The sequence below is a fragment of the Parapedobacter composti genome (assembly GCF_900112315.1).
GTDB classification, from domain to species: domain Bacteria; phylum Bacteroidota; class Bacteroidia; order Sphingobacteriales; family Sphingobacteriaceae; genus Parapedobacter; species Parapedobacter composti.
Map to the genome: position 1 here is coordinate 100,209 of NZ_FOLL01000012.1, position 26,165 is coordinate 126,373.

Annotated in this window: 28 protein-coding genes; 14 read left to right on the forward strand and 14 right to left on the reverse strand. The window is 49.5% G+C overall.

Annotation, left to right across the window (positions count from 1 at the left end):
* Positions 1-4: 4 nt before the first annotated feature.
* From BM030_RS13095 to BM030_RS13105, 3 genes are read right to left on the reverse strand one after another with little or no spacing between them, the layout of a single operon-like run.
* On the reverse strand, positions 5-1,135 hold the full coding sequence (locus BM030_RS13095) for an efflux RND transporter periplasmic adaptor subunit (protein ID WP_244518935.1): 1,131 nt from the start codon (positions 1,133-1,135) through the stop codon (positions 5-7).
* Between the two features lie 35 nt (positions 1,136-1,170).
* Positions 1,171-2,508, reverse strand: a complete 1,338-nt coding sequence (locus BM030_RS13100) for a TolC family protein (protein WP_090974050.1) — start codon at positions 2,506-2,508, stop codon at positions 1,171-1,173.
* Positions 2,509-2,531: 23 nt separating this feature from the next.
* Positions 2,532-3,116 carry a TetR/AcrR family transcriptional regulator gene (locus BM030_RS13105; RefSeq protein ID WP_170845727.1) on the reverse strand — a complete coding sequence of 195 codons (585 nt, stop codon included), beginning with the start codon at positions 3,114-3,116 and terminating at the stop codon, positions 2,532-2,534.
* 162 nt (positions 3,117-3,278) lie between these two features.
* Here BM030_RS13105 and BM030_RS13110 point away from each other — a divergent pair, with 162 nt between their 5' ends.
* The 8 genes from BM030_RS13110 (at position 3,279) to BM030_RS13145 (ending at position 10,226) form a co-directional block, all read left to right on the forward strand.
* Positions 3,279-4,535, forward strand: coding sequence for a DEAD/DEAH box helicase (locus BM030_RS13110; RefSeq protein WP_170845728.1), 1,257 nt, complete (start codon positions 3,279-3,281; stop codon positions 4,533-4,535).
* Between the two features lie 92 nt (positions 4,536-4,627).
* Positions 4,628-4,987, forward strand: a complete 360-nt coding sequence (locus BM030_RS13115; protein WP_090974052.1) for a response regulator — start codon at positions 4,628-4,630, stop codon at positions 4,985-4,987.
* A gap of 107 nt (positions 4,988-5,094) precedes the next feature.
* A complete protein-coding gene (locus BM030_RS13120) occupies positions 5,095-6,645 on the forward strand; it encodes a malate:quinone oxidoreductase (protein WP_317615112.1) in 1,551 nt (516 codons plus the stop codon).
* A 3-nt stretch (positions 6,646-6,648) separates the two neighbouring features.
* Positions 6,649-7,290, forward strand: coding sequence for a nicotinamide riboside transporter PnuC (gene pnuC / locus BM030_RS13125; RefSeq protein ID WP_090974054.1), 642 nt, complete (start codon positions 6,649-6,651; stop codon positions 7,288-7,290).
* Complete coding sequence (locus BM030_RS13130) at positions 7,287-8,345, forward strand: acyl-CoA dehydrogenase family protein (protein ID WP_090974055.1); 1,059 nt, start codon at positions 7,287-7,289, stop codon at positions 8,343-8,345. The genes pnuC and BM030_RS13130 overlap by 4 nt, the downstream gene beginning before the upstream one ends.
* A 74-nt stretch (positions 8,346-8,419) precedes the next feature.
* On the forward strand, positions 8,420-9,223 hold the full coding sequence (gene ispE / locus BM030_RS13135; RefSeq protein ID WP_090974056.1) for a 4-(cytidine 5'-diphospho)-2-C-methyl-D-erythritol kinase: 804 nt from the start codon (positions 8,420-8,422) through the stop codon (positions 9,221-9,223).
* Positions 9,224-9,244: 21 nt separating this feature from the next.
* On the forward strand, positions 9,245-9,751 hold the full coding sequence (locus BM030_RS13140) for a YdeI/OmpD-associated family protein (RefSeq protein ID WP_244518928.1): 507 nt from the start codon (positions 9,245-9,247) through the stop codon (positions 9,749-9,751).
* A gap of 25 nt (positions 9,752-9,776) precedes the next feature.
* Positions 9,777-10,226 carry a peroxiredoxin gene (locus BM030_RS13145; RefSeq protein WP_090974058.1) on the forward strand — a complete coding sequence of 150 codons (450 nt, stop codon included), beginning with the start codon at positions 9,777-9,779 and terminating at the stop codon, positions 10,224-10,226.
* A 36-nt stretch (positions 10,227-10,262) separates the two neighbouring features.
* On the opposite strand, the gene xerD is transcribed toward BM030_RS13145, so the two are convergent.
* The 5 genes from xerD to rsmI form a co-directional block, all read right to left on the reverse strand.
* The gene (gene xerD, locus BM030_RS13150) at positions 10,263-11,156 is read right to left on the reverse strand and encodes a site-specific tyrosine recombinase XerD (RefSeq protein WP_090974059.1); all 894 of its coding nucleotides are present in this window, start codon (positions 11,154-11,156) and stop codon (positions 10,263-10,265) included.
* 165 nt (positions 11,157-11,321) lie between these two features.
* Positions 11,322-11,906 carry a riboflavin synthase gene (locus BM030_RS13155; RefSeq protein WP_090974102.1) on the reverse strand — a complete coding sequence of 195 codons (585 nt, stop codon included), beginning with the start codon at positions 11,904-11,906 and terminating at the stop codon, positions 11,322-11,324.
* Positions 11,907-11,950: 44 nt separating this feature from the next.
* Positions 11,951-13,567: an apolipoprotein N-acyltransferase gene (gene lnt / locus BM030_RS13160; protein ID WP_090974060.1), complete on the reverse strand. Its 1,617-nt coding sequence runs from the start codon at positions 13,565-13,567 to the stop codon at positions 11,951-11,953.
* A gap of 2 nt (positions 13,568-13,569) precedes the next feature.
* Positions 13,570-14,172: a PH domain-containing protein gene (locus BM030_RS13165; protein WP_090974061.1), complete on the reverse strand. Its 603-nt coding sequence runs from the start codon at positions 14,170-14,172 to the stop codon at positions 13,570-13,572.
* Positions 14,173-14,196: 24 nt separating this feature from the next.
* Positions 14,197-14,862 carry a 16S rRNA (cytidine(1402)-2'-O)-methyltransferase gene (rsmI, locus tag BM030_RS13170; RefSeq protein WP_090974062.1) on the reverse strand — a complete coding sequence of 222 codons (666 nt, stop codon included), beginning with the start codon at positions 14,860-14,862 and terminating at the stop codon, positions 14,197-14,199.
* 91 nt (positions 14,863-14,953) lie between these two features.
* Here rsmI and serS point away from each other — a divergent pair, with 91 nt between their 5' ends.
* Positions 14,954-16,225: a serine--tRNA ligase gene (gene serS / locus BM030_RS13175; protein WP_090974063.1), complete on the forward strand. Its 1,272-nt coding sequence runs from the start codon at positions 14,954-14,956 to the stop codon at positions 16,223-16,225.
* A 1-nt stretch (position 16,226) separates the two neighbouring features.
* Here the strand turns inward: serS and BM030_RS13180 are convergent, their stop codons facing one another.
* The 4 genes from BM030_RS13180 to BM030_RS13195 all read right to left on the reverse strand — a co-directional run bounded on the left by BM030_RS13180 (position 16,227) and on the right by BM030_RS13195 (position 19,205).
* Positions 16,227-16,919, reverse strand: a complete 693-nt coding sequence (locus tag BM030_RS13180) for a class I SAM-dependent methyltransferase (protein ID WP_090974064.1) — start codon at positions 16,917-16,919, stop codon at positions 16,227-16,229.
* 1 nt (position 16,920) lies between these two features.
* On the reverse strand, positions 16,921-18,084 hold the full coding sequence (pncB, locus tag BM030_RS13185) for a nicotinate phosphoribosyltransferase (RefSeq protein ID WP_090974065.1): 1,164 nt from the start codon (positions 18,082-18,084) through the stop codon (positions 16,921-16,923).
* Position 18,085: 1 nt separating this feature from the next.
* On the reverse strand, positions 18,086-18,832 hold the full coding sequence (locus tag BM030_RS13190; RefSeq protein ID WP_090974066.1) for an SGNH/GDSL hydrolase family protein: 747 nt from the start codon (positions 18,830-18,832) through the stop codon (positions 18,086-18,088).
* Positions 18,833-18,983: 151 nt separating this feature from the next.
* A complete protein-coding gene (locus tag BM030_RS13195) occupies positions 18,984-19,205 on the reverse strand; it encodes an SdpI family protein (protein ID WP_170845729.1) in 222 nt (73 codons plus the stop codon).
* A gap of 161 nt (positions 19,206-19,366) precedes the next feature.
* Between BM030_RS13195 and BM030_RS13200 the strand changes: the two genes are divergently transcribed.
* On the forward strand, positions 19,367-19,678 hold the full coding sequence (locus BM030_RS13200; RefSeq protein WP_090974068.1) for an RNA polymerase alpha subunit C-terminal domain-containing protein: 312 nt from the start codon (positions 19,367-19,369) through the stop codon (positions 19,676-19,678).
* A gap of 36 nt (positions 19,679-19,714) precedes the next feature.
* On the opposite strand, the gene BM030_RS13205 is transcribed toward BM030_RS13200, so the two are convergent.
* Complete coding sequence (locus tag BM030_RS13205) at positions 19,715-21,184, reverse strand: DUF6600 domain-containing protein (protein WP_139215895.1); 1,470 nt, start codon at positions 21,182-21,184, stop codon at positions 19,715-19,717.
* 166 nt (positions 21,185-21,350) lie between these two features.
* Here BM030_RS13205 and BM030_RS13210 point away from each other — a divergent pair, with 166 nt between their 5' ends.
* The 3 genes from BM030_RS13210 to BM030_RS13220 are packed head-to-tail and all read left to right on the forward strand — an operon-like array spanning position 21,351 to position 23,878.
* On the forward strand, positions 21,351-22,112 hold the full coding sequence (locus tag BM030_RS13210; protein WP_090974070.1) for an MlaE family ABC transporter permease: 762 nt from the start codon (positions 21,351-21,353) through the stop codon (positions 22,110-22,112).
* A 2-nt stretch (positions 22,113-22,114) separates the two neighbouring features.
* The gene (locus BM030_RS13215) at positions 22,115-22,888 is read left to right on the forward strand and encodes an ABC transporter ATP-binding protein (RefSeq protein ID WP_090974071.1); all 774 of its coding nucleotides are present in this window, start codon (positions 22,115-22,117) and stop codon (positions 22,886-22,888) included.
* A 3-nt stretch (positions 22,889-22,891) separates the two neighbouring features.
* Positions 22,892-23,878: an MlaD family protein gene (locus BM030_RS13220; RefSeq protein WP_090974072.1), complete on the forward strand. Its 987-nt coding sequence runs from the start codon at positions 22,892-22,894 to the stop codon at positions 23,876-23,878.
* A gap of 80 nt (positions 23,879-23,958) precedes the next feature.
* Here BM030_RS13220 and mtaB read toward each other — a convergent pair whose 3' ends face one another.
* Complete coding sequence (gene mtaB / locus BM030_RS13225; protein ID WP_090974073.1) at positions 23,959-25,278, reverse strand: tRNA (N(6)-L-threonylcarbamoyladenosine(37)-C(2))-methylthiotransferase MtaB; 1,320 nt, start codon at positions 25,276-25,278, stop codon at positions 23,959-23,961.
* A 60-nt stretch (positions 25,279-25,338) separates the two neighbouring features.
* On the opposite strand from mtaB, the gene BM030_RS13230 reads away from it, so the two are divergent.
* The gene (locus BM030_RS13230) at positions 25,339-26,160 is read left to right on the forward strand and encodes a thymidylate synthase (RefSeq protein ID WP_090974103.1); all 822 of its coding nucleotides are present in this window, start codon (positions 25,339-25,341) and stop codon (positions 26,158-26,160) included.
* Positions 26,161-26,165 lie beyond the last annotated feature (5 nt).

Consider the following 26,165-nt stretch of genomic DNA (forward strand, 5'->3'; position numbering starts at 1 on the left):
AGACTCAGTTCTTTCCGGCGGGCTCGCTTACCTGCACTTTGGCCCCCGGCCGCAGGTTGATGATACCGTCCGTCACTACGGTTTCTCCATTGGCAAGTCCATCGCTAATGACAACGCGGTCGCCTATTTTGAGCCCTAACCGTACGCTGCGTTGCTCGACCGTGCTGCTGTCGGTGACCACATATACTGAGGTTTGGCCAAGTTGTTCAGATATGGCACGGTAGGGGATAACCAACTGGTTGGATGCCGATTGTGTGCGCACCTGGACGGTAGTGTTCATACCGGCCCTTAATATACCATCAGGGTTAGGGAAACTTGCGCGTACGGTAATCGTACCTGTGGCCGGATCAACGGCGCGGTCGAGGGCTGTGATTTTCCCGGGATATGGGAAGGTGGTTCCGCCAGGCAGGTTCAACATGACGACGGAATCCCGTTCGGCGGCCGGAAGTTTCTGTAATTGGCTAAAACGTTGGATGTTACGTTCATTAACCGGAAAATCCACTGCAATTGGGTTGGTAGATGAAATGCTGTTAATGAGTGTTGTTCCTGCTGTAACCAACGCGCCCATACGCACCTGTGCGATACCCACCGTGCCGCTGAACGGCGCAACTATGGTAGAGCGCTCAAGATTGGTATTCGCCGTTACGAGGGCTGCTCGCGCAGATGCTACTTGAGCTTCGGCATTGCTCAGATCTGTTTCCGCATAATCCAGCGTCTGTCTGGCGATGGCGTCCTGTTCAGCCAGCTTACGGTAGCGTTCCACATCACGTTTAATGCGGCTGAGATTGGTTTCAGCAATAGTCAAGTTAGCCTGTGCCTGTTGTGCTGCTGCTTCGTAGCGTGTACGATCGATTTCATACAGCCGCTGACCTTTGGCGACCGTGGCGCCATCAGCCACGAATACGCCGGTGATATAGCCGTTTACTTCTGCACGGAGCTCGGTTTCATTAAGCGCCACAACAGTGCCCGGAAACGTTTCGCTGCCCACCACGGTTTCTTCAGTAACGGTGGCGGTTGTCACCGGAATGGCTTGGGGACCGGCCTGTTGCTGTTGCTGCTTGTTGCCGCAGGAAGCTATTATACCTGCGCCAATCATGACTATCGCTGAGATGTTAAGGTTATTCATATTGATCATGTTCACGGTATTCCTAAGGTGTTTTAGTTCGCTGGTTATTCGTTTTCTATGGCCACGGTTCCCAACGCCCGCTGCACTTCCAGTTTACCCGATAGTACGGCAAAAAGGGCGTTCAGGTAATTGATTTGTGCGGTGCGGAGGTCCGTCTCGGCAGTCATCAGATCCAGGTAGGTTTTGATTCCCTCATCATACTGTAACTTTATCGTGTTGTATACTTCTTCCGATAGTGCCACATTTTCCCGTGCTACCCGCCAGTCGTTTAAATTGGCTCGGTAGGTAGCCAAGGCCATTTCGTATTGTGTATTGATCTGGTTCCTTAAATTGACCAGATCCCAGTCAATGCGGGATTCCAGGAGTTGCGATCTGCGGATCTCATGGACGCGCCGCCCCCCCTGGAAAATGGGGATGTTCAACGTTAACCCCAATACCGAACGCGGGAAACTTTCATCGAACATACTAGAAAAGCGGTTGTGCCGGAAATCCCATGCGTAATTATAAAAAGCCGATAGACTGGGGAGATACATCCATCTATTATATTGAGTGTTGAGTTCTTGCAGTTGCTTTACGGTCTGTAACTGCCTGAATTCTACCCGCTGGTTGTAGTTTACCGTCTGCGTAGTATCGAGGAGTATTTGGCTTTCCATGGAGGCCCCGTCAAAAGACAGGTCTATCGGATGCTCGATTGGAAATCCGATTAACTCTTTCAGAAAAGCGTATTTATATGTCAGCAGTTCACTCACTCGCTTCTGGTCGGCCAACGTGTTGCTAAGCGCAATTTGGGCGCGTTTGAAATCGGTCTTGTCCACAATACCGGTTTCGTACCGGGCTTTCGCATCGTTCAATTGCCGTTGCAAGCGCTGGATATTTTCCTTGATGATGTTGAGTTGCTCTTCGCTGGTGAGGATATCATAGTAGGCCTTACTTACTTCAACCACGGTATTGATACGGCTGTTTTCCGTATTTAAGGCATTTTGTTGGCGGATGTATCTGGCCGCTTTGGACGCCTGGATAAGGCTGGGGTTGAGGATTTGCTGGTCGGCCTGCAGCACGGCAGCACTTACATGCGTCTGTCCTAATTGGATGACATTGCCGCCGATGACATTGGTAGGAATCTTTATGTTCCAGTTGTAAGAACCCATGGCGCTGACCTGCGGAAACCATCCAGACAATGCCGAAGCAATTTCCCGCTCGCCGATTTCTTCATCGATCAACGCTTGGTGCACGGCAGGCCGGTTTTCCAGTGCGTAGGATACCACATCTGCCAAAGTCGCCTTTTCAGGTAACGTCGGCTGGTTTTCTTGGCCAAATACCGTTGCTGCCGTTAAGGTAAATAAAACTGAAAAAACAAAGGTACTATGCAATTTTCTATACATTTTTTGTTGTCGTCAAAAAGCTATTATCGTTTAATACCATCCCAAATGATGGATACCATTTCCCTCATCGCAGTTTCATTGAACGCATAGTGGCCATTGATATGCCTTTTGGCCGCAGCAGTAACAGTTCCCATAAACGCAGCAGTCAAGATATTGATATCCAACGGTTTTATATGGTTCTTGCCAATGCCTTGTTCAAGAAAATTTGACATTTCGTTTTTCATCTGTATGTTACATCCGCTGCCATATACCACTGCTGCATAAGGAGAGGAAAAGAACTGTTCCATAAAACTCAGTATCTCAGGGCGTTCAATATAAAAGCACACCAGGTTTGTCCAGACAGCCACAAAGCGATCGGGGTAGGGCAAGTGATCCTCGGCCGGCTTAAACATGGCCTTAGCTATTTTTTGCTTACAATTGTCAAACAACGCAATGAGCAATTCATCTTTAGAGGAGAAATAATGGTAGATGGTACCAATCGCTACCCCCGCATCCTGGGCTATCTGGCTCATGGGACTTCCATGGAAGCCGCGAACCCTTACCAGTTTAAGCGTACTTTCGAAAATCGCACACTTCTTATCCGCTGCCTGATCCAATTGAACGTTCATTCGGTTGGCAAAGGAAAACATTATTTGTCAAAAAAAGGGGCTTGGTTCCATTCTTAACGGAAATTTGACAAACCGTGTGAGGCGCGCTGTAAATGGCTTGAAAATAATCCATCGGAAATGCGTATTTTTGCGTCATTACAGATTTAGTAAATACAAAATACATTGACATTTAGTGATTTCAGTTTCGATAGTCAGCTGTTCGAAGGCTTAAACAGCATGGGATTCAAAACCCCTACGCCCATACAGGCCGAAGCCATCCCGATAATCCAAGAGCGACATGATTTGATTGCCTGTGCGCAAACGGGCACCGGAAAGACGGCATCTTATCTGTTGCCTGTGATGGATGCAATATGCCGTATGGAACACCGCCCCGCTATCAGTGCGCTGATATTGGCGCCCACGCGGGAATTGGCGGTGCAGATTGATCAACAGGTCGAGGGATTGGCCTATTTTACCGGTATCACATCCATTGCGATATATGGCGGTGGAGACGGCATCGGTTATGAACAGCAGCGCCGGGCATTGCGGGAAGGGGTGGATATTGTGATAGCTACTCCGGGCCGATTGATAGCGCACATGAATTCGGGAGCTGTGCGTCTGGGTGAGATCCGCTTTTTGGTGCTTGACGAGGCGGACCGCATGCTGGATATGGGATTCAAGGATGATATCAACCGCATCGTGCGTCAGTTACCCGCCGAACGGCAAACGTTACTTTTTTCCGCCACGATGCCGACTAAGATCCGGGCATTTGCCAAAGCTATGCTCAAACAGCCTAAGCAGGTAACCATATCCCTGTCAAAGCCTGCCGAGGGCATAACTCAACAGCAGTACCGCATTGCAGACCAACATAAAACAGCCCTATTGAAGGGGGTTCTCCAGAGTGGTGATTACAGCAGTGTCATTGTATTTGCCTCTACCAAGGAGAAGGTGAAAATTCTGGGCAAGGAATTGATTAAGCTTGGATTGAAAGTGCAGCCTTTTCACTCTGATTTATCCCAGGAAGAGCGGGAGGATATCCTTCTTCGCTTCAAAAATAAGCAGTTGCCGATATTGATAGGAACAGACGTGCTCTCCAGGGGAATTGACGTGGAGGGAATCGACTTGGTGGTCAACTATGATGTGCCGCCGGATCCAGAAGATTACATTCACCGGATTGGCCGTACGGCCCGTGCCGAACGTACCGGTACAGCCATCACGTTTGTAAACAGCCGTGATCATAGGCGATTTGCTGCTATCGAGCGGTTGATGGACAGGACAGTGCCCGAAATTGCCCTGCCGGATGGAATGACTGCGGCCGCCACAGACCCCGAACAGAAGCGTACGGATAAAAAGCGCAAAAAGAAGCGCCCTTTCCGAAAAACAAAAAAGGGCGGACATCCGGATTCCAGAAGCTTGAACGTGAATAACCAAGCCTCATAGATGCTGTTTGGTAATTTCGACTATTTGAATTAGTTTTGTATAGGTAGTTATCTGCCGGCTAATAATCTACTGATGAATTTCAGCCTAATAGTTTGAAAAATAAACTGCTCTATATCGAAGACGATGCCGATGTGTCAGCGTTGATGACTGAGATTATGGAATATGAGCAATACGAAGTCATCGTTGATAACGGGAAATCCATGTTCCGGATCCTACGGGAACATCCGATCGGCTTAATCCTGTTGGATCAACGCTTGTATTGGACAACAGGAAGTGAACTATGCCAAGCCTTGAAAGCTAATGCCGAAACAAAACATATTCCGGTTATCATGATTTCGTCTGCGGCCAATATCGAAGCCATTGCACGGTCATGTGGTGCCGAAGATTATATCAAAAAGCCCTTTGATATGTATGATGCCATTGCCATGGTGGCTAAATACTTCCGTAAGTAGGGCTTTGGGCAGTTTTATCGCTATTATGGCGGTATGCCTGATCACCCGCCGATGCCAATATTGTTAATGTTTTGTAATTAATGACGAATTTTTGAAAATTAACAGATTTGTGTCATTATTTTTGCGCCAATAACAACGAGATGGGTAAAAGAAATAAAAAAACCGCCGACGAGGCGGATGTTATTCTTATCGGCGCCGGAATCATGAGTGCCACGTTGGGTACGTTGATAAACGAGCTGCACCCCAGCGCCAGTATCGAAATTTTTGAGCGGCTCGATGAAGTCGCTGCGGAAAGTTCAGACGCCTGGAACAATGCCGGTACCGGGCACTCTGCATTGTGCGAACTGAATTATACGCCACAGCGACCGGATGGTTCCGTTGATATTAGTAAGGCAATTAAAATAGCCGAAGCATTTGAAGTATCAAAGGAGTTTTGGTCATACCTGGTGGCCAATAAACTGATAGAACATCCGGAGAGCTTTATCCGCAGTATTCCTCATATGAGCTTTGTGTTCGGGGCAGACAATGTTACCTTCCTGCGGAGGCGGTATGAGACCATGCGTGACCATCATTTGTTCCACGGCATGGAGTATACCGAAGACCATGAAGTACTGAAACAATGGATCCCGTTGATCATGGATGGTCGCAAACCCGACGAGATGCTCGCGGCTACCAAGATTGATATCGGTACAGACGTCAATTTCGGCGCACTTACCCGTGCGTTATTCCTGCATCTTACCCAACAAAGCGGTGTTAAACTCAAGCTGGCCCATGAAGTGCGCGATATCGAACGCGCAACTGACGGCCGTTGGAAGGTAACGGTTAAGAATCTTACCACCGACAAAAAACGTACGGTGACGGCCAAGTTTGTATTCATCGGAGCTGGCGGAGGTTCGTTGCTGCTATTGGAAAAATCAGGTATCCCAGAGGCGAAAGGTTTCGGGGGATTCCCGGTAAGCGGCCAATGGCTGAAATGTACTAATCCGGATGTGATTGCCCGACACCGGGCCAAAGTGTACGGAAAGGCTGCTGTGGGTTCTCCGCCGATGTCTGTACCTCACCTGGATACCCGCGTTATCGACGGTAAAACGGCATTGCTGTTCGGGCCGTATGCTGGATTTTCTACCAAGTTCCTGAAAAACGGATCCTGGTTGGATTTGCCGGCTTCCATCAAGCTGAACAATATACGGCCGATGCTGGCTGCTGGTATGGATAATATACCGTTGACCAAATACCTGATCAACCAAGTCCGGCAAAGCCCGGAAGATCGGCTGGAAGCGCTCCGGCAATACGTGCCTACAGCGCGTAAAGAGGACTGGGAATTGGAAGTCGCCGGACAACGTGTCCAGGTGATTAAAAAGGACGAAAAGCATGGCGGAGTCCTTGAATTCGGTACGGAAGTGGTAAGCAGTGCCGATGGTTCCATTGCTGCGTTATTGGGCGCATCGCCGGGTGCATCCACTTCGGTGTCCATTATGATTGATCTTCTTGCACGCTGTTTTCCCGAGCGGGCCAAAACAGCACAGTATCTTAGCAAGCTGCGGGAAATGGTTCCGTCTTTTGGGCGTTCCATCGCAGCGGATGAACAGCTCTGCCGGGAAACCCGGGAACGGTCGGCCGCCCTGCTGAAACTTGAGGGAACGCTGGAGTCGGTTTAAAGCATGGCCGATTTAGCGCGTTTGGTAGACTGGACGGAAGAATTGGGCAGGCAGCTCACCCAAACGCCGCTGCTGCATTGGATAGGGGTAGGATGCGGAATCATTCAGGTGTTGCTCGCAAAAGCCAACAACGTATTGCTTTATCCTTTTGGCATTGTCAGTGTCCTGATTACCATTTATGTATTATACGACGCAGGGTTATACGCCGAAATCCTGCTCAATGCCTATTATTTGGTGATGAGCATTTACGGATGGATCTATTGGGCGCGCAAAACCGGTAATGCACCGGTGATGGCCACTTATGCTACAACGAAGGAGTGGGGCGTTACCGTCTTGATTGTGGCTATAGGTTTTCCGGTATTATACTATGCGTTGATACAATATACGGATTCAACCGTGCCCGTATGGGACGCTTGGGTAAGTGCTACGGCATGGGCCGGCATGTGGTTATTGGCCAAGCGAAAGATTGAAAACTGGATATTGCTAAATGTCAGCAATGCCTTCGCCATACCATTGCTGGCTTATAAAGGGTTACATTTATACGCATTGTTGACCTTATTTCTGTTTGTCGTAGCTATTTTTGGCTATATTGAATGGAAACGAATTATTAGAAACGGCAAAGACCCTTCGGCTGATCTACTATGACCGTACCGCCCCATATCCAAGCCGAACTTCGGCACGAAGCTGTTAAAGCAGAAGAACTGGGCAGGCTTACCGATAAGCAGCTATCGGTTATCTACAATAATCGATGGTTCAAATTGTTCGTCCCCAAGGAGTTCGGTGGTTTAGCGTTATCTATCCCCGAGGGTGTGCGATTGGAAGAGGAACTGGCCCGGATAGATGGTAGCTTGGGGTGGACGGTTACGCTGTGTGCAGGCGCCAATTTGTTTGCCGGCTTTTTGCCACCAGCCGTAGCGCAAACTCTATTTGGTGATCAAAAGATTTGTTTCGGGGGAAGCGGTCAGGCTGCGGGGCACGCTGAAGCGGAGGCTGGAGGTTATCGGATTACAGGAAAGTGGCGGTATGCCACGGGGGCTCCGCATTTAACCCATTTTACGGCAAACTGTGTGATAGAACGAGAAGGGAAGCCCTTATTGGATGAACAAGGAAATACGTTGGTGAAATCCTTTTTTATGCCCAAAGCCGGTGTGCGGGTGGTTGAAGACTGGAATACGTTTGGTCTTAAGGCAACCGCCAGCCATTCCTTTGACGTGGATGGGGTATGGGTGGCCGATACCCATTCGTTTGTGATAAGGCCCGAGTATGCCGAATTTCCGGACCCGGTATACCGATACCCGTTTTTACAGTTTGCAGAAGTAACGTTGGCCGTGAACACGTTAGGGATGGCTCGTCATTTTATGGAATGTTTCGTTGCATTGACGGAAGGAAAGCTCCAGAACAGCCATTCAGAAAAAATCAGGGGGTTATTCCAGATAGCCGGGACGCGGTTGAAGCAATCCAAGCGATTGTTCTATGACGCCCTGGAAGCTTCATGGGATGGTTTGCTCCAATACGGAACCATTCCTCAGGAACAGCTGACCGCAGTAAGTCATGCCAGTCGGTCGCTGGTTGAGGTTGCACGCCAACAAGTTGTCTTGTTATATCCATATAGCGGAATAGAAGGCGCTGCAGTTACGTCAGAAATCAACCGGAGCTTGCGGGATATATTCACGGCCAGCCAGCATAGCCTTTTCCGGTAATTCATGTATGCGGAAGAACCACAATTTTATGCCATCTTTGTTTCCCATGCCCATGAAGCCTATATTTGTGCATCATGATTGCCTTTCCCAACGCGAAGATTAATATCGGCCTTCAGGTACTAAACCGAAGGGACGACGGGTATCACAACTTAGAAACCGTTTTTTATCCATTGAAGTTATATGATGCATTGGAAATCGTAGAAGCCGGTAAACTGCAGTTCAGTGTCTCTGGGGTACCTATCCCCGCTGACGGCCGGGATAATCTCTGTGTCAGGGCGTATCGGCTATTGCAGGACGTTTATGACCTGCCTCCAGTACATATTTATTTGCATAAGGTTATCCCGATAGGCGCCGGATTGGGTGGGGGATCGGCTGACGCCGCGTTCCTGCTGAAGCTGGCCAACCAGCAATTCGGCCTCCGGCTTGACGAACCGGCATTGATAAGCTATGCCCGTCAGTTGGGCGCGGATTGCCCGTTTTTCATTCGCAACACTCCCGTCTTGGCGACTGGTATTGGTGATATATTTAACCAGGTGCAGGTCGATTTGTCGCCGTACCATCTGGTTTTGGTTAAGCCGGATGTATATGTGTCTACGGCAACGGCCTATGGTACGGTGAGTCCTGAACCCGCTAGCAAGCATCTTGCCGCTGCCATCATGCAGCCGGTGGAGACTTGGCGGGACACTATTTTCAATGATTTCGAACCCGGCATTTTTGCGCGGTATCCAGAAATAGCTGCTATAAAGGCCCTGCTTTACGAACAGGGAGCGGTATATGCCGCCATGAGCGGCAGCGGATCGTCAGTTTATGGGTTATTCGCCGAACGTGTTGTGCTTGAAGGCTTGAATTCCTCACATCAACTTTATTATATTGATTAACCGATGGTAAGTTTTCAGGCAATGATAGTACAATCGGAAACACCAGGCGCAGCGATGGTAGGGTGGGCATTTATCGAAGTGCCAAGATCCATTGCCGGGCAGCTGAAACCCGGTTATCGTCAGGTATACCGTGTGCGCGGCGATATAGACGGCCACCCGTTTTCGGGTCTGACTTTGATGCCGAAAGGCGAGGGTAACTATTTCCTGGCCATTAATGGCCAGATGCGTAAGGTGTTGAGAAAAAGCGTGGGGGACACGTTGTCGCTACGGCTGGAAGAGGATACCGATTTTGTTATTGAGGTGCCGGAAGATTTGGAGATCTGCCTTCGCGACGGGGAGGAGGGGCTCTGGGAACGATTCATGGAACTGCCGAAATCACACCGTAATTACTTCTTGAATTACATCCGCGACGCCAAAACAATAACCACCCGTGCAAAGCGGATCGCCATGACTGTGGAAGCAATGGCCTCGGGCCTTGATTTCGGAGCCATGATCAGGCTCAATAAGGCAAGGAGGCAAAATCCATGATATGTTGACATAACAAAGCAGGTTAATGATGAATACGTTAGGGGTGGGCGACAAGATTCCACTTTTCATTCTGAAAAATCAATATGGGAACGATGTAGACATTGCAGACTACATCGGCAAGAACATACTGGTCATCTTTTTTTATCCCAAAGATGAAAGCCCCGGGTGTACCAAGCAAGTTTGCGCTATACGGGATAGTTTTGCGGACTATGCCGGAGCAGGAGCCCTGGTTTTCGGCATCAATTCGGGCAGTGTAGCGAGCCATCGGTCGTTTGTGGAAAAGCACCAGCTCCCTTTCATGCTGCTGAGCGACCCGGGCAACCGGGTACTGAAGGCGTTTGGGGTTAAGAATGTCCTGTTTCTTACCGGTCGGGAAACGTTCGTGGTTGGATTAGATGGCCGAATTGCCTTCCGATACCGCGCATTGCTTAATGCCATCAATCATAATGATCAAATACTTAACTTCTTAACATAGCGCCATAATGCACCCTTATTTAAAAGTTAGAATATGTTAAGCACGTGGGTGGTATTGCGTGATAACTGATTGAAGGTAATCGCGGTCGACATGGGTATAGATTTCCGTTGTAGTGATGCTTTCGTGTCCAAGCATTTCTTGAACAGCGCGGAGATCGGCTCCGCCCTCTACCAAGTGACTGGCAAAAGAATGGCGGAAGGTATGCGGACTGATTTTCTTTTTTAATCCGATTACCTTGGCGAGGTCTTTAACAATGATAAATACCATAACCCGGGTAAGCGGAGCCCCGCGCCGATTTAAAAACACGAAGTCTTCCGAACCGCGTTTGACAGGTTGGTGAATCCGCACATCGTTGAGGTAGATGCGAAGGTATTTGGCGGCATGGCTGCCGATGGGCACCAAGCGTTCCTTGCTGCCTTTACCTTCAACCTTAATGAATTCCACGTCAAGGAAAAGGTTGGAAACTTTAAGTCCCACCAATTCGCTGACCCGTAATCCGCAACCATACAATACTTCTAGCATCGCTTTATTCCGCATGCCTTCAGGGGTAGATAGATCGATGGCACCTATCAACTGATCAATCTCGGTAATATTGAGTATGTCCGGGATTTTGCGGCCGAGCCGTGGCGCTTGGATGAGCGCCGTGGGGTTTTCCAGGAGTCCATATTCCAGGCTCAGGAAAAGATAAAAGGTTTTTATGCCCGACAGGATGCGTGCCTGGCTGTAGGCTGATAAGCCGAATCCATTTATCCACGCCAGGAAATCCTGCAGGTTTGCCGGTGTAACGGCACTTGGCGACAGGTTCAACGGTTCGGCGAACTGCCGTAACTTGGCCACATCGTCAAGATATGCGTCGATGGTGTTGGCAGACATGGCCCGTTCCAGTTGAAGGTAGTGCCTGAAGCCGTTGATGGTGGTTGTCCAATCCATTGTTGTCCCCGGATGAGAAAAATACCCAGCGTGATGGCAAAAGTAGCAATAATCGTTTATTTTACGGTAGTAGATACAAACCACTTCCTTCGTGGGAAGTCTGTCCCGTGCACATTGTCAATATCCAGACCGGGGGAATACGGGTTTGGGTGCGGATTCAGTAGATTAGCGCGTCAGCAACCGGGCTACATACTTTCCGATGATATCAAACTCTAAGTTGACGGTACTTCCAATGCTCACGTCTCGGATATTGGTATGTTCACGGGTGTAGGGAATGATGGCCACGGAAAACCGATCGGCCTGCGAATCTACTACGGTAAGGCTGATGCCATTTACCGCAACGGATCCTTTTTCGACGGTGACGTTGCCATGCGATGGTTCGTATTGGAATGTATAATGCCAGCTGCCTTGCTGGTCTTCTATATGAATGCATGTCCCGGTTTGGTCAACATGGCCCTGCACAATATGTCCATCTAAGCGTCCTCCTATCCGGGTACAGCGTTCGAGATTGACAAAATCGCCCCGTTTCAGTTTGCCCAGATTACTCTTTTGAAGTGTCTCGGCGATAGCTGTAACGGTATGCTGCCCAGGCGATAGCTCCACCACAGTGAGGCACACCCCGTTATGGGATACGCTTTGGTCGATTTTCAGCTCATCCGAAATGGGCGAGGCGATACTGATATGAAGGTTTTCCGCTTCCTTTCGGAGGTCGGAGACAGTGCCGATGGCTTCAATGATTCCGGTAAACATGGGATACTTGTCGTTTGCTGCGCTTTGCATCGCAAAGGTAACCATTATTGCTTACGTTTCAGCGACACGAACAATAACAGCATCCCGAACAAAACACTTCCGCCGCATCCTGCATAAGCAAGGTAGTCGCCTCCCTGCACATACAACGTCATTTCCTCATTGAGGTTGATATCTTGTTTGATCGCGGCAGGCGTCCACCATGTTGTCTTTTGCACCACATCGCCCCGTTGATTGATAAATGCTGAAATTCCGGTGTTTGCCGAGCGGGCTACCCAGCGGCGGGTTTCGATGGCCCTAAGCTTGGCGTAGGCCAGGTGCTGGTCTTTGCCAGCCGTATTGCCCCACCAGCCATCGTTCGTGATCACGGCGATGAACTGTGCTCCGTGTTTAATGTACTCGGCCACATAATTGCCCCATATTGATTCATAGCAGATGACCGGGGCGGCTCCGATGCCGCTTTGCGAGTAAAAGACGGACGGGATATCCTGTTTACCATAACCTCCGGTAGTACCCCCGAAAGCGCTGAAGAGCGGTTTCATGAAGGACAGTGCCCCGCCGAATGGAAACTGTTCAGCCCCAGCCACCAGTTTGGATTTATGGTAAAACTGGAGTTTGGCCGAATTTTCGATAAGTACAGCTGAGTTAAAGGCATCATAATAAATTCCGTCGTAGGCCCTGGCGGTAGGTGTTTCAGGATGGCTGTAAATGCGATGACCCTCAATACCAGACAGCACATTGCCATTCTTGTAAGCGTTCAAAAAGTCCTGAATGCGCAGAAAAACAGGATCGCGGTGAAATTCATCTTCGTTATAGCCGCCCTGCCGGGCGATTGCTGTTTCTGGCCAGATAAAAAATTCAGTGTTGGGCTGGCCCACTGATTCCGATAGGCGGATAAGATTCTCCGTTTGTTCCTGCGGTGTAATAAAGGTAAACTTACCGTACGGATCTACATTGGGCTGTACCACCACTATGTTCGAGGGGTTCTCATATTCTGTATATGAGGCATAGCGGTATAGTGACCATGCCGAAGGTAACAAGGCTAATGCAGTAGCAGCACCAACCAGCTGGTACCTTTGGCGTACCGGAAAGCCATCTTTGGCAGACAGGATGCCAAGGAAAACCAAGATATTGGTCGTCCAAATCCATACTGTTCCGCCATATACCCCGGTATATTCATACCATTGCACAAGCTGGTGGGTTTCGGCAAATCCATTACCCAGTGTCATCCACGGGAAGGCGAGATCCCACGTTTGGTGCAGGTATTCATAAGCAATCCAGAAGCAAACCAAGCCGACCAGCGACCAGCCAATCGCATACCGTTTGCGCAATTGATAGTAAAGCCGGAAGGCCAGGGCCATCAATAAGGCAGCCAGCCCGAAGGGAATGAGTGAAACAAGCGCCGCCGCATATACGGGCATAACGGCGTTCATCGCATTGAATACCCAGTAGATGGACGCCGTGTTCCACAATACGCCGGTAAGTCCCCCCAACATAAAAATACGGGCACCTTTCTTCCGCGCCGTTCCCCGCATCACATCTTCCAGCGCCAGCAAAAGCGGGACGAAGGCAACCCATAACAAGGGCGCAGTATAAGAGATGGGCGGCCATGCCAACCACAGTAAAAAGGCACTGAAAAGTGCTAACACATAATTTTTCTTCACGGCTAAAGCTGGGATAAGAGTTCGTTCTTTTTGCTTTCGTATTCCGCTTGGGTAATCAGCTGCCGTTCGAACAGTGATTTAAGCTTTCTTAATTTCAGGGTAAGTTCGTCTTCCGGATCCCCGTGCTCCCCGATAGCTTCCCGTTGTATCAATACCGGCTCCTCTTCCGGTTGCATCGGCAGTTCTTCCTCCTCTTCGGGCTTTTCAACGATTGTTGTTTTCCTTTTTTCAAGCGCCTCGTTGGCAAACTGAAACACGCGCCGTGCTTGGGTTTTAGGGATGTAATCTACGCTCAGGTTTTCACCTTCTTCCGGAACGACGGTTACTTTTGCGCCGAAGATTTCTTCTTTGAAAGTAACCGCCTTAACAGCTTCCCAGATAAGGATTTTGAAGTCTGTGGCCAATCCGAGTTTCGTGAATTCACAGATGAACACCCGTTTATTGGTCAGCGCAATGCTGTCGGGCAGCAACGTTACGGCCGGTTTTTTCTGTACCGCAATATAAGTCACCGCTTCACCTGAGGTTAGCATGTCCTGTAATTTCAACAGCAGCTTTTCAGCTATTTTCGGATCTTGCCCGTCGCTGATATATTGATCGATTTTCATGATTCACACGCTAAGATAACAAGTTTATCCCAAACCCTGTACGGATATTACAAATTCCCCCTTCACGGGGTTCGACCCGAAATGCGTTATTAAGGAAGCCAACGAGCCGCGTATGGTCTCCTCATATAGCTTGCTGAGTTCCCGCGAAACCGATGCCTGTCTATCAGCGCCGAATATTTCCGCGAATTCCTGCAGCGTTTTAAGCAAGCGGTGGGGAGATTCATAGAATACCATTGTTCGGCTTTCCGTCGCTAAGGTTTTTAACCGGGTTTGCCGGCCCTTTTTTACAGGCAGAAACCCTTCGAAGCAAAACCGGTCGCATGGCAAGCCCGACGTTACCAGTGCCGGCACGAACGCTGTTGCTCCCGGCAGGCACTGTACCGCAATCCCTTGCTTGATGGCTTCACGCACCAGGAGGAATCCCGGGTCGGATATCCCCGGCGTGCCAGCATCGGTAATCAACGCTACATGTTGGCCTTCCGCTAAGAAACGGATGATTTCATTGACGGCCTTATGTTCATTATGCTGATGGTGAGCAAATGCCTTTTTTTCTATACCGAAGTGCCTAAGCAGAGGCGCACTGGTGCGGGTATCTTCAGCAAGGATGACGTCCGCTTCTTTGAGTATCCGGATAGCGCGGAGCGTCATGTCTTCAAGGTTGCCTATCGGCGTTGGAACAAGGTAAAGCATGGTGGAGGTATTCGTTTGTAAAGTTGTATAGCAGTCATTCGCATATCTTGAATCACATTACTATCTTTGCCGACACAAAATAAGCGAAAATATGTTGCAAATAGGTTATATCCGCGAAAACCGGGACCATGTAATCGAACGGTTGCGTGTACGGAACTTCGCAGCAGTGGAGCTGGTTGACGAAGTCATCGCGCTGGATGAACAACGTCGGCAGTTACAAACCGAGTCGGACGCGCTTGCTGCTGAAGCCAACGCCGCAGCACGGCAAATCGGCGATTTGATGCGCCAAGGCAAACGCGAAGAGGCGGAAGCTATTAAAGCGAAGGCAAGCGGATATAAGGATCAGCAAAAGAAATTGGCGGATGCATTGGCGGCGGCTGAGTTGCAATTGCATGAGAAGCTGGTGTTGTTGCCCAATTTACCACATCAATCTGTACCCAAAGGCATGGGTGCGGAAGATAATGAGGTGGTTCTGGAACATGGCCACCGCTCCGAACTGCCGGAAGATGCGTTACCCCACTGGGATTTGGCAGCCAGGTATGATATTATCGATTTCGAATTAGGCACCAAAGTAACCGGTGCTGGTTTTCCGGTATATAAAGGCAAAGGAGCCAAACTGCAACGGGCGATGATTAACTTTTTCCTTGATCAGGCCGAAAAAGCAGGCTATAGGGAAGTGCAACCGCCGATATTGATTAACGGAGCTTCGGGCTTTGGCACGGGGCAACTTCCCGATAAGGAAGGACAGATGTATCATGTAGGGATAGATGATCTTTACCTGATCCCCACGGCAGAAGTGCCAGTTACCAACCTTTATCGGGACACGATTGTGAAGGAATCGGACTTTCCCATAAAGCTGACAGCATATACCCCTTGTTTCCGGCGTGAGGCGGGGTCGTATGGTGCGCATGTGCGTGGGTTGAACCGTTTGCACCAGTTTGATAAAGTAGAAGTGGTGCAGATTGTACATCCGGAAAAATCGTATAAGGTGCTGGAAGAAATGAGTGTCTATGTCCAGTCGCTGCTTAGGGCGTTGAATCTGCCTTATAGGGTATTGCGCCTTTGTGGTGGGGATATGGGCTTCACCTCGGCCCTTACGTATGATATGGAAGTATGGAGTGCCGCCCAGAAACGCTGGTTGGAAGTGTCATCGGTATCCAATTTCGAAGCCTACCAAAGCAACCGCTTAAAAGTTCGCTTCAAAGGCGGAGGCGGTAAAATGCAGCCGGCGCACACGCTTAATGGCAGCGCGCTGGCCCTGCCGCGGATATTGGCGGCTATTCTGGAAGATAATCAAACAGAAAAGGGGATACGCATACCTGAGGTGCTTGTTCCTTATACGGGGTTTGAATGGATCGATTAAATCAACTCGGTTCCATCCTCGCTAAATACTGGTCGTTTTCATCTTCAAACAGGATTTGCACTATCCATCCTTCTTCACGGGCAAGCTGAATTAGGGTTGCCTGGTCAATAAACAGCCAGTTAAAAGGTGCACCAACCACTCCTTGGTAAGCATAGCGGTAGGTGATTTCGCCATAATATCCGCTCGGTTTTTCCACCGTGCCGCCTGCATAAAGGTAAGCAATGTCGGATGAGTCGAACAACAGTTGCCCTCGAGGATTCAGTAACGACTTGCTATGCCGCAGTAGCATTTTCAGTCCGCCTAAGCTGCCTGCTATGCCGATACCGTTCATCAAGAAGAGCAGGGTATCATAGCCGCCCTTTTTATAGGAGAAAAAGTCGGCTTCTATCACGTGTTTGACACCCCGTGTGCTCATTACCGAACAGGCGCCGGGGGAAATTTCCAGCGCATCTACTTCCATGTCCTTTTGTTGCAAGTAACGTGCATGGCTGCCGGCACCGGCGCCTACATCCAGTACGCGGCCGTCACATAGTGCTAAGGCGATATGTTCGAGCTCGGGAAATTCGTCCGGCTGACGGAAAAATACATCTACGGGCATTTCTTCCGTGCCATAGCTGGTATGGATGTAGAGCTTATCTGTCTTCTTTCCGCGTAGGTAATCGTGGAGTGCGTTGCCTAAAACGTCGGGTTTCATTTCAGGAAATATGGAGAACCTGTTTAGCCAGTGCAATGGTCGCTGCATCTCCGGTATATTTGCCGGGTTCATCAGAAAGCTTGACTACCTGCGTCCATTGTGCTTCTTCCGGGAAGGCTTCTGTCATTTTAATCACAATATTCATTGGCGGTACGCCCACATCATTAGTAAAATTTGTGCCTACGCCAAAGGACATGCCGATCCGGCCGTGGCAATACTCAGCAATGCGGGCTACCTTTTCATAATTAAGCCCGTCGGAAAAAATAATGGTTTTCGATAACGGATCGATGCCTTTTTCTTCGTAGTGCTGGATGGCTTTATCTGCAAATACCAGCGGATCGCCACTGTCGTGACGTACGCCATCGAACAATTTGGTCAATTTTTTGTCGAACTGAGCAAAGAACACATCCGTAGTATACGTGTCGGACAACGCGATACCCAAGTCACCACGGTATACGTCTGACCAGTGTTCGAGGCCGAGCAGGTTGGCCATTTTAAAACCATATTTCGCGGCGTGGAACATAAACCATTCATGGGCGTGGGTACCGATAGGTTTTGTCTGGTTCAACATGGCGAGGTGGACGTTGCTGGTGCCGATAAAGGCTCCCTGACCATATTGTTTCAGTGCTTCTACCACCAACCGATGCACAGCATAAGAATGGCGCCTGCGCGTGCCGAATTCAGCAATGGTAACCCCAAGTTCGCGATACTTTTCAATTTTTCGCCGAGCTGTTTCAGCTACCTCATCATCAGATTGCCGTTGCTGGCCGCTCATTTGGTAATAGCGCTCGCATATCAACGACATGATGGGTACCTCCCAAAGGATAGTACGGTACCAATACCCTTCAATGGCTACGGTAATCGCCCCATCCCGTTGTTGGATATGTACTTCTTGCGGATCATACCGGTAGCCTTGCAGGAAATCAAAGTAGGTGGGATCAATGTATGGGCATGTACGGGCGAAAAATGCCTTTTCGTGCGGAGTTAATTGCAGCTTTGCCAGGTCATCTACCGCCTTCCGCAGTTCATTGGCAAATCCAGGCGGAAAATCGTGGGCACCCCGGTTAATGAACTGGTACCGTGCTTTGGCTTTAGGAAACAACTTCACCACGGCGTGTTGCATGGTAAACTTGTAGAAGTCGTTGTCTAATAAAGAATTAATCATACTATTTCACTGCACGTAACCAAGCGTTAGCCATCAGTTGCGCTCCCGCCAAGGTGGTGTGTACGCCATCGGTCGTCCAGTATGCCGAGGGGGCCCGTTTGGCAGCCTCGTCAAATACGCGTTGATACGGAACAAATGCTGCCTTATACTCATTGGCTATCTCCTGTGCCGCCTGCCGGTATTCGTTGAATGCAGGAAACCAGGCATCGGTGACGGCCTTAACATTATTAACAGCAAATGGTTCCCCAATGATAAGTTTTACATCAGGAAGTGCCTTCAACGTACGATCGAGTAACTTCCGGTAGTCATCGCGGTATATTTGGATAGTGCCGTCATATTTTCCGTTGAACATATGCCAGTAGTCATTGACACCGATCAATATGCTAAGCACGGTCGGTTTCAACGCAATGCAATCCTGTTCCCAGCGTTCTGCCAGCTGATGAACCTTATTGCCGCTGATTCCTCTATTGTAGATGCTTAATTGCCGACCGGCGTGGGTATGCAGGAGTTGAGCTGCAGCAAGGGAAGCATAGCCGCTGCCTAATGCACGGCTACTATTGGGCGACGTGTTTTCACGATCTCTGCCAGCATCTGTGATCGAGTCGCCTTGAAAGAGAATGATATCGTTGGATGAAATTCTGACTTTCGCGGCGGACGGTTTAGCTGCCGATAATAATTGAGGGGCACCGGTTGCAAGGGCGGCACCCATCAGTGAGGTCCCGATAAATTTTCTTCTGCTTTTATCCATGGTTAGTAAATTATGCTAAAATTGATGGTTTCAAAGGTAATTATTTAAATGGAACCTGCATAATTACCGTGCCAAAGGCAGGCGGCCCATACTGCAGTTCTCCCTACTAATGACTTAGGTCGACCTTACCCGGAAGTTTCAACCAAAGAATTTATTTTCCTTTGGAATGGCTATTCTTGAGCGTACGCTCGGCAATTAGAAGCATCAGGACAAACACAAAAGCCAATGCACACAGATAGACGACGGTGATTTTTGCCTCGTGCCCTTTCACAATAAATGACGCGATGTTCATCAGTAACAGGCAAAGGGCTCCGATGATAATCACGTTGGAGGATACCTTATTCCCGAGCTGCCATAACTCTTGACTTGACATAGACAGGCGCGTACAGGAGCACATATAATGAATCGATGAATTGAGTATGCGCCTGTCTCGGTTTCCCCTTATGATTGTCACTTTTGACCTTTGACATGCATTGCTGGCTTAGTAAATTAGCACAATTAACTTCAAAACGTTAACTGATCAGAGGGGATACGATGAGCAATAGAATATTGAAAACATGTGAAAAAGGACATGAATACTACAAGAGCACCGATTGCCCTACTTGTCCGACCTGCGAAAAGGAGGGAAAACCTTCGGACGGATTCTTGTCACGGCTTTCTTCTCCCGCAAGGAGTGCATTATTACATTATCTTGGAATTGATACCTTAGAAAAGCTGTCCACCTATACAGAAAAGGACATATTAAAACTTCACGGAATAGGCAAAGCCAGCATGCCTATCTTAAGGAGGGCATTGGAAGAACGAGGGTTAAAATTTAAAGATGGAAGCAAAACAACCAACGGCTGATGTAAGCATGCCGTTGGTTGTTGGTGCATATAGTTCTTACCCTCTGCCGCGGCTTGATGAACTGCGGCGTTCTGAAGAAGAGCTGTTACGAGAGGCAGGTGTGCTTTTCCGTTCCGTAGAGCGGCCCGCGGATACGGTGGGCCGCGATGATGCGCGGTTGGTCACCGTACTGTTTTGACGGGGAGCACTGTTCTGCCGCGGTACGCTGGTACGCTCCGCACTACGGGTTGAGACGCTGTGCACGGTGGCCGGGCGGCTGCTGCGTTCCGTAGCCTGAGGCCGTTGTGTTGTCCCCCGGGTTGCTGGACGTGCTGAGCTTTCACGGCTGCGTTCAGTAGCCTGAGGCCGTTGTGTTGTCCCCCGGGTTGCTGGACGTGCCGAGCTTTCCCGGCTGCGTTCCGTAGCTTGAGGCCGTTGCGTTGTTCCACTGGGTGCTGGACGTGCCGAGCTTTCCCGGCTGCGTTCCGTAGCTTGAGGCCGTTGCGCCGTCCCACGGGTCGCTGGCCGTGCGGTACTTTCCCCGTTGCGTCCACCTGCTTCGGATCTGGCGCTGGGTTGAGTGGATGTACGATCCCTCCCCGGGGTTATTGCCGAATTACGGGAAGAGCCACTATTTCGCTCCGTTGACCGGCTTGAGACACGATTCTCGGCCGCGTTGCGGGACGTCGCCGAAGAACTGCGCTGCGCCGTTGCGTCAGTACGGCCACGTGTGCTGGATGAGCGTACTGCCGATGCATCTACTACGCGTGAGGGCCGAGCCGAAGAGCGCGTATTGCGGTCAATTTCCGGCCGATAGAGGCTTACATTACGGCTGCTTACGGCGGCCCGTCCCGGCCGCGAGGCACTGCTGATTTCGCGTACGGCTACCCGGCTGCGGGTAACGCGTTCAATTTCGCTTCGGCGGGGGCCGCTTACGTACGTACGGTTATTATATACGTAGGTATTGTTAATGATTGTGGTCCGATTGTATATGGTTACCCTGTTCCGGTACGGTACATAATAGCTGTAAAGCCGAGGGCTGCTAATATAGCGTTGGGGCACAAACACCCAATGATGGTGGGGAATGCCTACATGCACGCTGATGCCGACATGCGGGGTCAACGGAGCCCATCCGTAATAACCGCCACCACTGCGCCAGCTTACCCACGCGGGCCCCCACTCATAGCCGGGTACCCATGCCCAGCCGTAATAGTCGGTATATAGCCACCTTCCGTAATGGAACGGTGCCCAGCCCCAGGCATAGTTGGATACCCAGGTGTTTCCATAATTGGTCATTACCCAGTATCCATTAGTGGCGTACGGCTGAAACCCCGGTTCTGCGTCGGGCAGCCAGATATAACCGTGTTGAGGGTCATTAACCCATTCTCCGTATGGTGCTAGCTCATCGTAGAACAACTGGAATGAAACGCTCATGCCGGGCTGAGCCTTCACGGTGTTCAAAGCTGCAAACACCACGAAGGCGAATGCAGTGAGTAATAATTGTCCGGTCCTTTTTAACGTTTTCATGGCATACGGATTTAAATGTGCAACACTTTTATTCGTTTCTGATGTTATGACTGTATAGAACATACGAGGGTTTAAATAACATATTGTTGTCTGCTAATTTGTTACGATCGGGTGTGTATATTTAAATTAAACTACTATTTTTGTGCCTTTACTCGCACAGCTCCCAATGATGAAGAAAATACAGCGCACACTTATCGAATTGGCCAATATCCATCGGTTTGTCATGCGCTTCTTCCGGGAAGTTTTCATGCCACCTTATGAAATCAAGGAGATTATCCGGCAATGTTATGTGGTAGGGTGGAAATCTTTACCGTTGATTTCGCTTACGGGATTCATCACCGGGGTGGTGTTCACAAATCAATCGCGCCCTTCATTGGCGGAGTTCGGTGCCACTTCCTGGCTGCCGGCGTTGATTTCGATTGCCATTATCCGCGCCTTAGCGCCCTTAGTCACCGCCCTTATAGCCTCAGGTAAGGTGGGATCCCAAATCGGGGCGGAGCTGGGTTCTATGAAAGTAACCGAACAGATTGATGCTATGGAGGTGTCGGGCACCAATCCCTTCAAGTTTCTCGTGGTCAGTCGGGTGCTGGCCACCACTATCAGCATTCCTATCTTGTCGTTTTATACGGCTGCCGTGGGGTTGTTTGGGGCTTTCTTAAGTGTTAACCAGCATGAAGATACAAGTTTCAGGGTTTATTTTGACCAGGTGTTTGAGGCTGTCACTTACCTTGATGTATTTTCCTTGGTACTCAAAGCAGTGGTATTCGGGTTTACGATAGGTATTGTGGGGTGTTATCAAGGATACCATTCTTCCAAAGGAACAGAAGGTGTGGGCCGAGCAGCCAATTGGGCCGTGGTCATGTCTATGTTCCTCGTGTTTATCGAAGAGATATTGATTGTGCAGATTATTCAAGCAATGCGTGCTTAACCATGTTGAAAACAGGTGGACATATCGATTACAGCACACCCGTAATTTCCGTGCGCGGCGTGAGCAAATCGTTCGGCGATTTGCATGTACTGCGCGGCGTAGATATGGATTTGTTCAAGGGTGAAAACCTGGTGGTGCTGGGTCGCTCGGGTACAGGTAAATCCGTATTGATCAAATTGATATCCGGCTTGTTAGAGCCCGATATCGGATCAATTGAGGTGTTAGGCGAACAAGTGGATGAATTGGACGATAAAGCATTGCGGCAGCTCCGACTTAAAATCGGGTTTTCATTTCAGAACAGCGCACTTTATGATAGCATGACCGTGCGTGAAAATCTGGAGTTTCCGTTAGTGCGAAATAAACGGAACCTTTCGCGGGCAGCGATCAACCGTGAAGTGGAAGATGTCTTGGACGCTGTAGGGTTGCTGCATACCATAAACCAAATGCCATCGGAATTATCCGGTGGGCAACGGAAGCGTATCGGGATTGCCCGAACGCTGATACTCCGGCCGGAAATCATGCTTTATGATGAACCCACGGCAGGACTTGATCCGATTACCTGTATTGAGATCAACGGACTGATTAACGAGGTGCAGGAAAAATATAAAACATCTTCCATTATCATCACGCACGACCTAGCGTGTGCAAAAAGTGTTGGCGACCGTATTGTCATGCTGTTGGAGGGCAGGTTCGAGCGGGAAGGTAGTTTCGACGAAATTTTTGACACAGATGACGGGCGGGTAAAACCGTTTTATGACTATAACTTTATCAAGTAATTTATGAGTGCTACAGAGAATAAACGTTCGGTTATCGTGGGATTATTTGTGCTGGTGGGGATTATCATATTGGTAGCCGGCATTTTGGTGCTCGGCGGGCAGCAGAACCGCTTTTCAAAAACAGTAACCGTAACCACGGTGTTTCCGGACGTCAGTGGGTTAAAGGCCGGAAATAACGTGTGGTTTTCCGGAGTGAAAATCGGTACTATCAAGGATATCCGGTTCCGCAGTCTCAAGGAAATAGAAATCGCTATGGTCATCGAAGAATCTTCTCGGCAGTATATTCGTAAAGACGCCGTTGCCAAAATAGGTTCCGAGAGTTTCATCGGCAATAAATTGATCGTAATTGAGGGGGGAAGCGGCGATGTGCCACCCGTTGAAGACGGTGATGTACTACGGGCGGCCACCGGCGGCGGTTTGGACGCCATGATGGCTACCTTGCAAACGAATAACGAAAACCTTGTGGAGGTTACCAAGAACTTCGGCGAATTAAGTGCACGGCTGGTCCGGGGCGAAGGTACGGTGGGCGCATTGCTGAGCGATTCAACGTTGGCATTGCACATGAAGCAGCTGGTGAGTAATCTGAATCGAACTACCGCAAATACAGCCAAGGCCGCTGAAGCGCTTACTCAGCTGACCGCGAAGCTCAACCAAGAAGGTACGCTTATCAACGATTTACTTACTGATACGATAACCTATGCGCATTTGCAGTCTGCCGTGGCGCAGTTACAGGGAGTTACGCAAACGGCATCAGCACTGATGACCAACCTGAATGAGACTGCAGGCAAGCTGGACGAAAAGGATAATGCGGTAGGCGTGTTGCTTAATGACCCAGCAGCAGCAGATGACATTAGGCAGACCTTAGAAAACCTAAAGGAGAGTACGAAAAAGCTGGACGAGAATATGGAAGCCCTTCAGCATAACTTCCTGTTCAGGGGATTCTTTCGGAAGCGTGATCGCGAAGCTGCAAAGGCTGCTGCGGAACAATAGTAAACCGGCCCCGATCGATGCTGCCGCTGAACGTACAGTGGACGATGCGCCGGCAACCGGCGAGATGAGATGGAACTGTATCAGTGGGTAATGAGTGCTGGCAGTTCGGTGATTTCCACTTCACCGGTGGCTGCAATCTCCTTGAATCTGACAGGTACCACTTCGTTTACCAGCAACGGGTCGTATGGTGTGCGTACCTTTACGTAATTGCGGCTGAAGCCGTGCATGTAGCCATCTTTGATATCCCCTTCAAATAAAACATCACCATTTTTACCCAATTGGCTTTCGTAAAATGCCCGCCGTTTTTTGTCAGACAGGATGTGCAGCATCTTGCTGCGCTCGCCACGCTGCGACCCCGGAACCGCACCCTGCATCTGTGCGGCAATGGTGTTTTCCCGTTCAGAGTAGGTGAATACGTGCAGGTACGCAATATCCAAATCATTAAGAAACCGGTAGGTGTCCAGAAAATCCTCGTGCGTTTCGCCCGGAAAGCCCACAATGACATCCACGCCGATGCAGCAATCAGGCATCAACTGTTTTATTTTAGCCACGCGACTGGCGTAAAGCTCCCTACGGTAACGTCGGCGCATTAATCCAAGCACGTTATTTGAACCCGATTGAAGTGGGATATGGAAATGGGGGACAAAGCGGCGTGATTGGGCAACGAATGCTATGATCTCGTCGCTCAGTAAATTAGGTTCGATAGATGATATGCGGAAGCGGTCGATACCGTCCACATTTTCCAATGCTTTCACCAGGTCAAAGAAGCGATCTTCCCGTTTGCCATTGCGAATACCGAAGTCACCAATGTTGACACCGGTAAGCACGATTTCCTTTACGCCAGAGGCAGCGATGTTTTCTGCTTGTTCTACCAGATCGGAAATCGTTCCGCTCCGGCTGGCACCCCTCGCCAATGGAATGGTACAGAAGGTGCAAGAATAGTCGCAGCCATCTTGTACTTTCAGAAAGGTACGGGTACGGTCGCCTATGGAAAATGCGGGGACAAATGCATTGGTCTCGGCTATCGGAGCATTATATACAACCGCTTTCGCTTGTTTAGCCAAGTCGCTAATATGCTCAATGATGTTGAATTTTTCGGCTGCGCCCAACACCAGATCCACGCCTGGTATTTCGGTGATTTCACGTGGTTTAAGCTGGGCATAACACCCCACAACAACGATATAGGCACCTGGTGAATGATGCAGTGCTTCCCTGACCACCTTTCTGCATTTTTTATCGGCATTTTCGGTTACAGAACAGGTGTTAATCACGTAAATATCGGCCCCCTCATTAAACGGAACGGGGGCATAGCCCGCCTGTTGGAAGAGACGGCTGATGGAGGACGTTTCCGAAAAATTCAGTTTACATCCCAACGTGTAGAAAGCGACCTTTTTGCTCATTTGAAGGGGCAAAGATACAAAATTCTGTTTATCTTTACCCACAGAAAAGGAAGGGATACGATGAAGCAATACCTTGATTTGATGCGCCATGTCTATGCAAACGGCGTGGATAAGCAGGACCGGACGGGTACCGGTACACGCAGTGTCTTCGGATACCAAATGCGGTTTGATCTCAAGGCGGGTTTCCCGTTGGTGACGACTAAGAAAGTGCACATGCGTTCTATCATCCATGAGCTTATCTGGTTTCTCCGCGGCGATACCAATATTCGTTACCTCAAAGAGAACGGGGTGAGTATTTGGGATGAGTGGGCAGATGAGCAGGGTAACCTCGGGCCGGTATATGGCTCGCAATGGCGGTCATGGCCCACGCCGGATGGACGGCATATTGATCAGATTAAGCAAGTTGTCCAGCAGTTGAAGCAGAACCCTGATTCACGTCGCATCATTGTGTCGGCTTGGAATGTAGCCGAAATCGAAAAGATGGCGCTGCCGCCATGCCATGCCTTTTTCCAGTTTTACGTGGCACCGGCTGACCCGGGCAGGGGCGTGTATAAACCTCAGCTTTCCTGCCAGCTATATCAGCGCAGCGCTGATATTTTCCTTGGTGTACCGTTTAATATTGCATCATATGCATTGTTAACCATGATGGTGGCACAGGTTTGTGATATGGAAGCCGCTGAATTCATACATACTTTTGGCGATGCTCATTTGTATAGCAATCATTTCGAGCAGGTGGAACTCCAGTTAACCCGCGAACCTAAGCCGCTGCCGTTAATGGTAATCAATCCTGCCGTAACGGATATTTTTGCTTTCAGATATGAAGATTTCCAATTGATGAATTACGAACCGCATCCGCATATCAAGGCACCGGTTGCTGTATAATCCCT

Coding starts and splice junctions, on each gene's coding strand:
- BM030_RS13190 (WP_090974066.1), bottom strand. CDS start 18,832: ATGGATAAAAGCAGAAGAAAATTTATCGGGACCTCACTGATGGGTGCC.
- BM030_RS13095 (WP_244518935.1), bottom strand. CDS start 1,135: ATGATCAATATGAATAACCTTAACATCTCAGCGATAGTCATGATTGGC.
- BM030_RS13230 (WP_090974103.1), top strand. CDS start 25,339: ATGAAGCAATACCTTGATTTGATGCGCCATGTCTATGCAAACGGCGTG.
- pncB (WP_090974065.1), bottom strand. CDS start 18,084: ATGATTAATTCTTTATTAGACAACGACTTCTACAAGTTTACCATGCAA.
- mtaB (WP_090974073.1), bottom strand. CDS start 25,278: ATGAGCAAAAAGGTCGCTTTCTACACGTTGGGATGTAAACTGAATTTT.
- pnuC (WP_090974054.1), top strand. CDS start 6,649: ATGGCCGATTTAGCGCGTTTGGTAGACTGGACGGAAGAATTGGGCAGG.
- BM030_RS13205 (WP_139215895.1), bottom strand. CDS start 21,184: ATGAAAACGTTAAAAAGGACCGGACAATTATTACTCACTGCATTCGCC.
- BM030_RS13180 (WP_090974064.1), bottom strand. CDS start 16,919: ATGAAACCCGACGTTTTAGGCAACGCACTCCACGATTACCTACGCGGA.
- BM030_RS13145 (WP_090974058.1), top strand. CDS start 9,777: ATGATGAATACGTTAGGGGTGGGCGACAAGATTCCACTTTTCATTCTG.
- BM030_RS13105 (WP_170845727.1), bottom strand. CDS start 3,116: ATGAACGTTCAATTGGATCAGGCAGCGGATAAGAAGTGTGCGATTTTC.
- BM030_RS13165 (WP_090974061.1), bottom strand. CDS start 14,172: ATGAAAATCGATCAATATATCAGCGACGGGCAAGATCCGAAAATAGCT.
- ispE (WP_090974056.1), top strand. CDS start 8,420: ATGATTGCCTTTCCCAACGCGAAGATTAATATCGGCCTTCAGGTACTA.
- xerD (WP_090974059.1), bottom strand. CDS start 11,156: ATGGATTGGACAACCACCATCAACGGCTTCAGGCACTACCTTCAACTG.
- BM030_RS13140 (WP_244518928.1), top strand. CDS start 9,245: ATGATAGTACAATCGGAAACACCAGGCGCAGCGATGGTAGGGTGGGCA.
- BM030_RS13210 (WP_090974070.1), top strand. CDS start 21,351: ATGATGAAGAAAATACAGCGCACACTTATCGAATTGGCCAATATCCAT.
- BM030_RS13215 (WP_090974071.1), top strand. CDS start 22,115: ATGTTGAAAACAGGTGGACATATCGATTACAGCACACCCGTAATTTCC.
- rsmI (WP_090974062.1), bottom strand. CDS start 14,862: ATGCTTTACCTTGTTCCAACGCCGATAGGCAACCTTGAAGACATGACG.
- BM030_RS13130 (WP_090974055.1), top strand. CDS start 7,287: ATGACCGTACCGCCCCATATCCAAGCCGAACTTCGGCACGAAGCTGTT.
- BM030_RS13220 (WP_090974072.1), top strand. CDS start 22,892: ATGAGTGCTACAGAGAATAAACGTTCGGTTATCGTGGGATTATTTGTG.
- BM030_RS13155 (WP_090974102.1), bottom strand. CDS start 11,906: ATGTTTACCGGAATCATTGAAGCCATCGGCACTGTCTCCGACCTCCGA.
- BM030_RS13195 (WP_170845729.1), bottom strand. CDS start 19,205: ATGTCAAGTCAAGAGTTATGGCAGCTCGGGAATAAGGTATCCTCCAAC.
- BM030_RS13200 (WP_090974068.1), top strand. CDS start 19,367: ATGAGCAATAGAATATTGAAAACATGTGAAAAAGGACATGAATACTAC.
- serS (WP_090974063.1), top strand. CDS start 14,954: ATGTTGCAAATAGGTTATATCCGCGAAAACCGGGACCATGTAATCGAA.
- BM030_RS13100 (WP_090974050.1), bottom strand. CDS start 2,508: ATGTATAGAAAATTGCATAGTACCTTTGTTTTTTCAGTTTTATTTACC.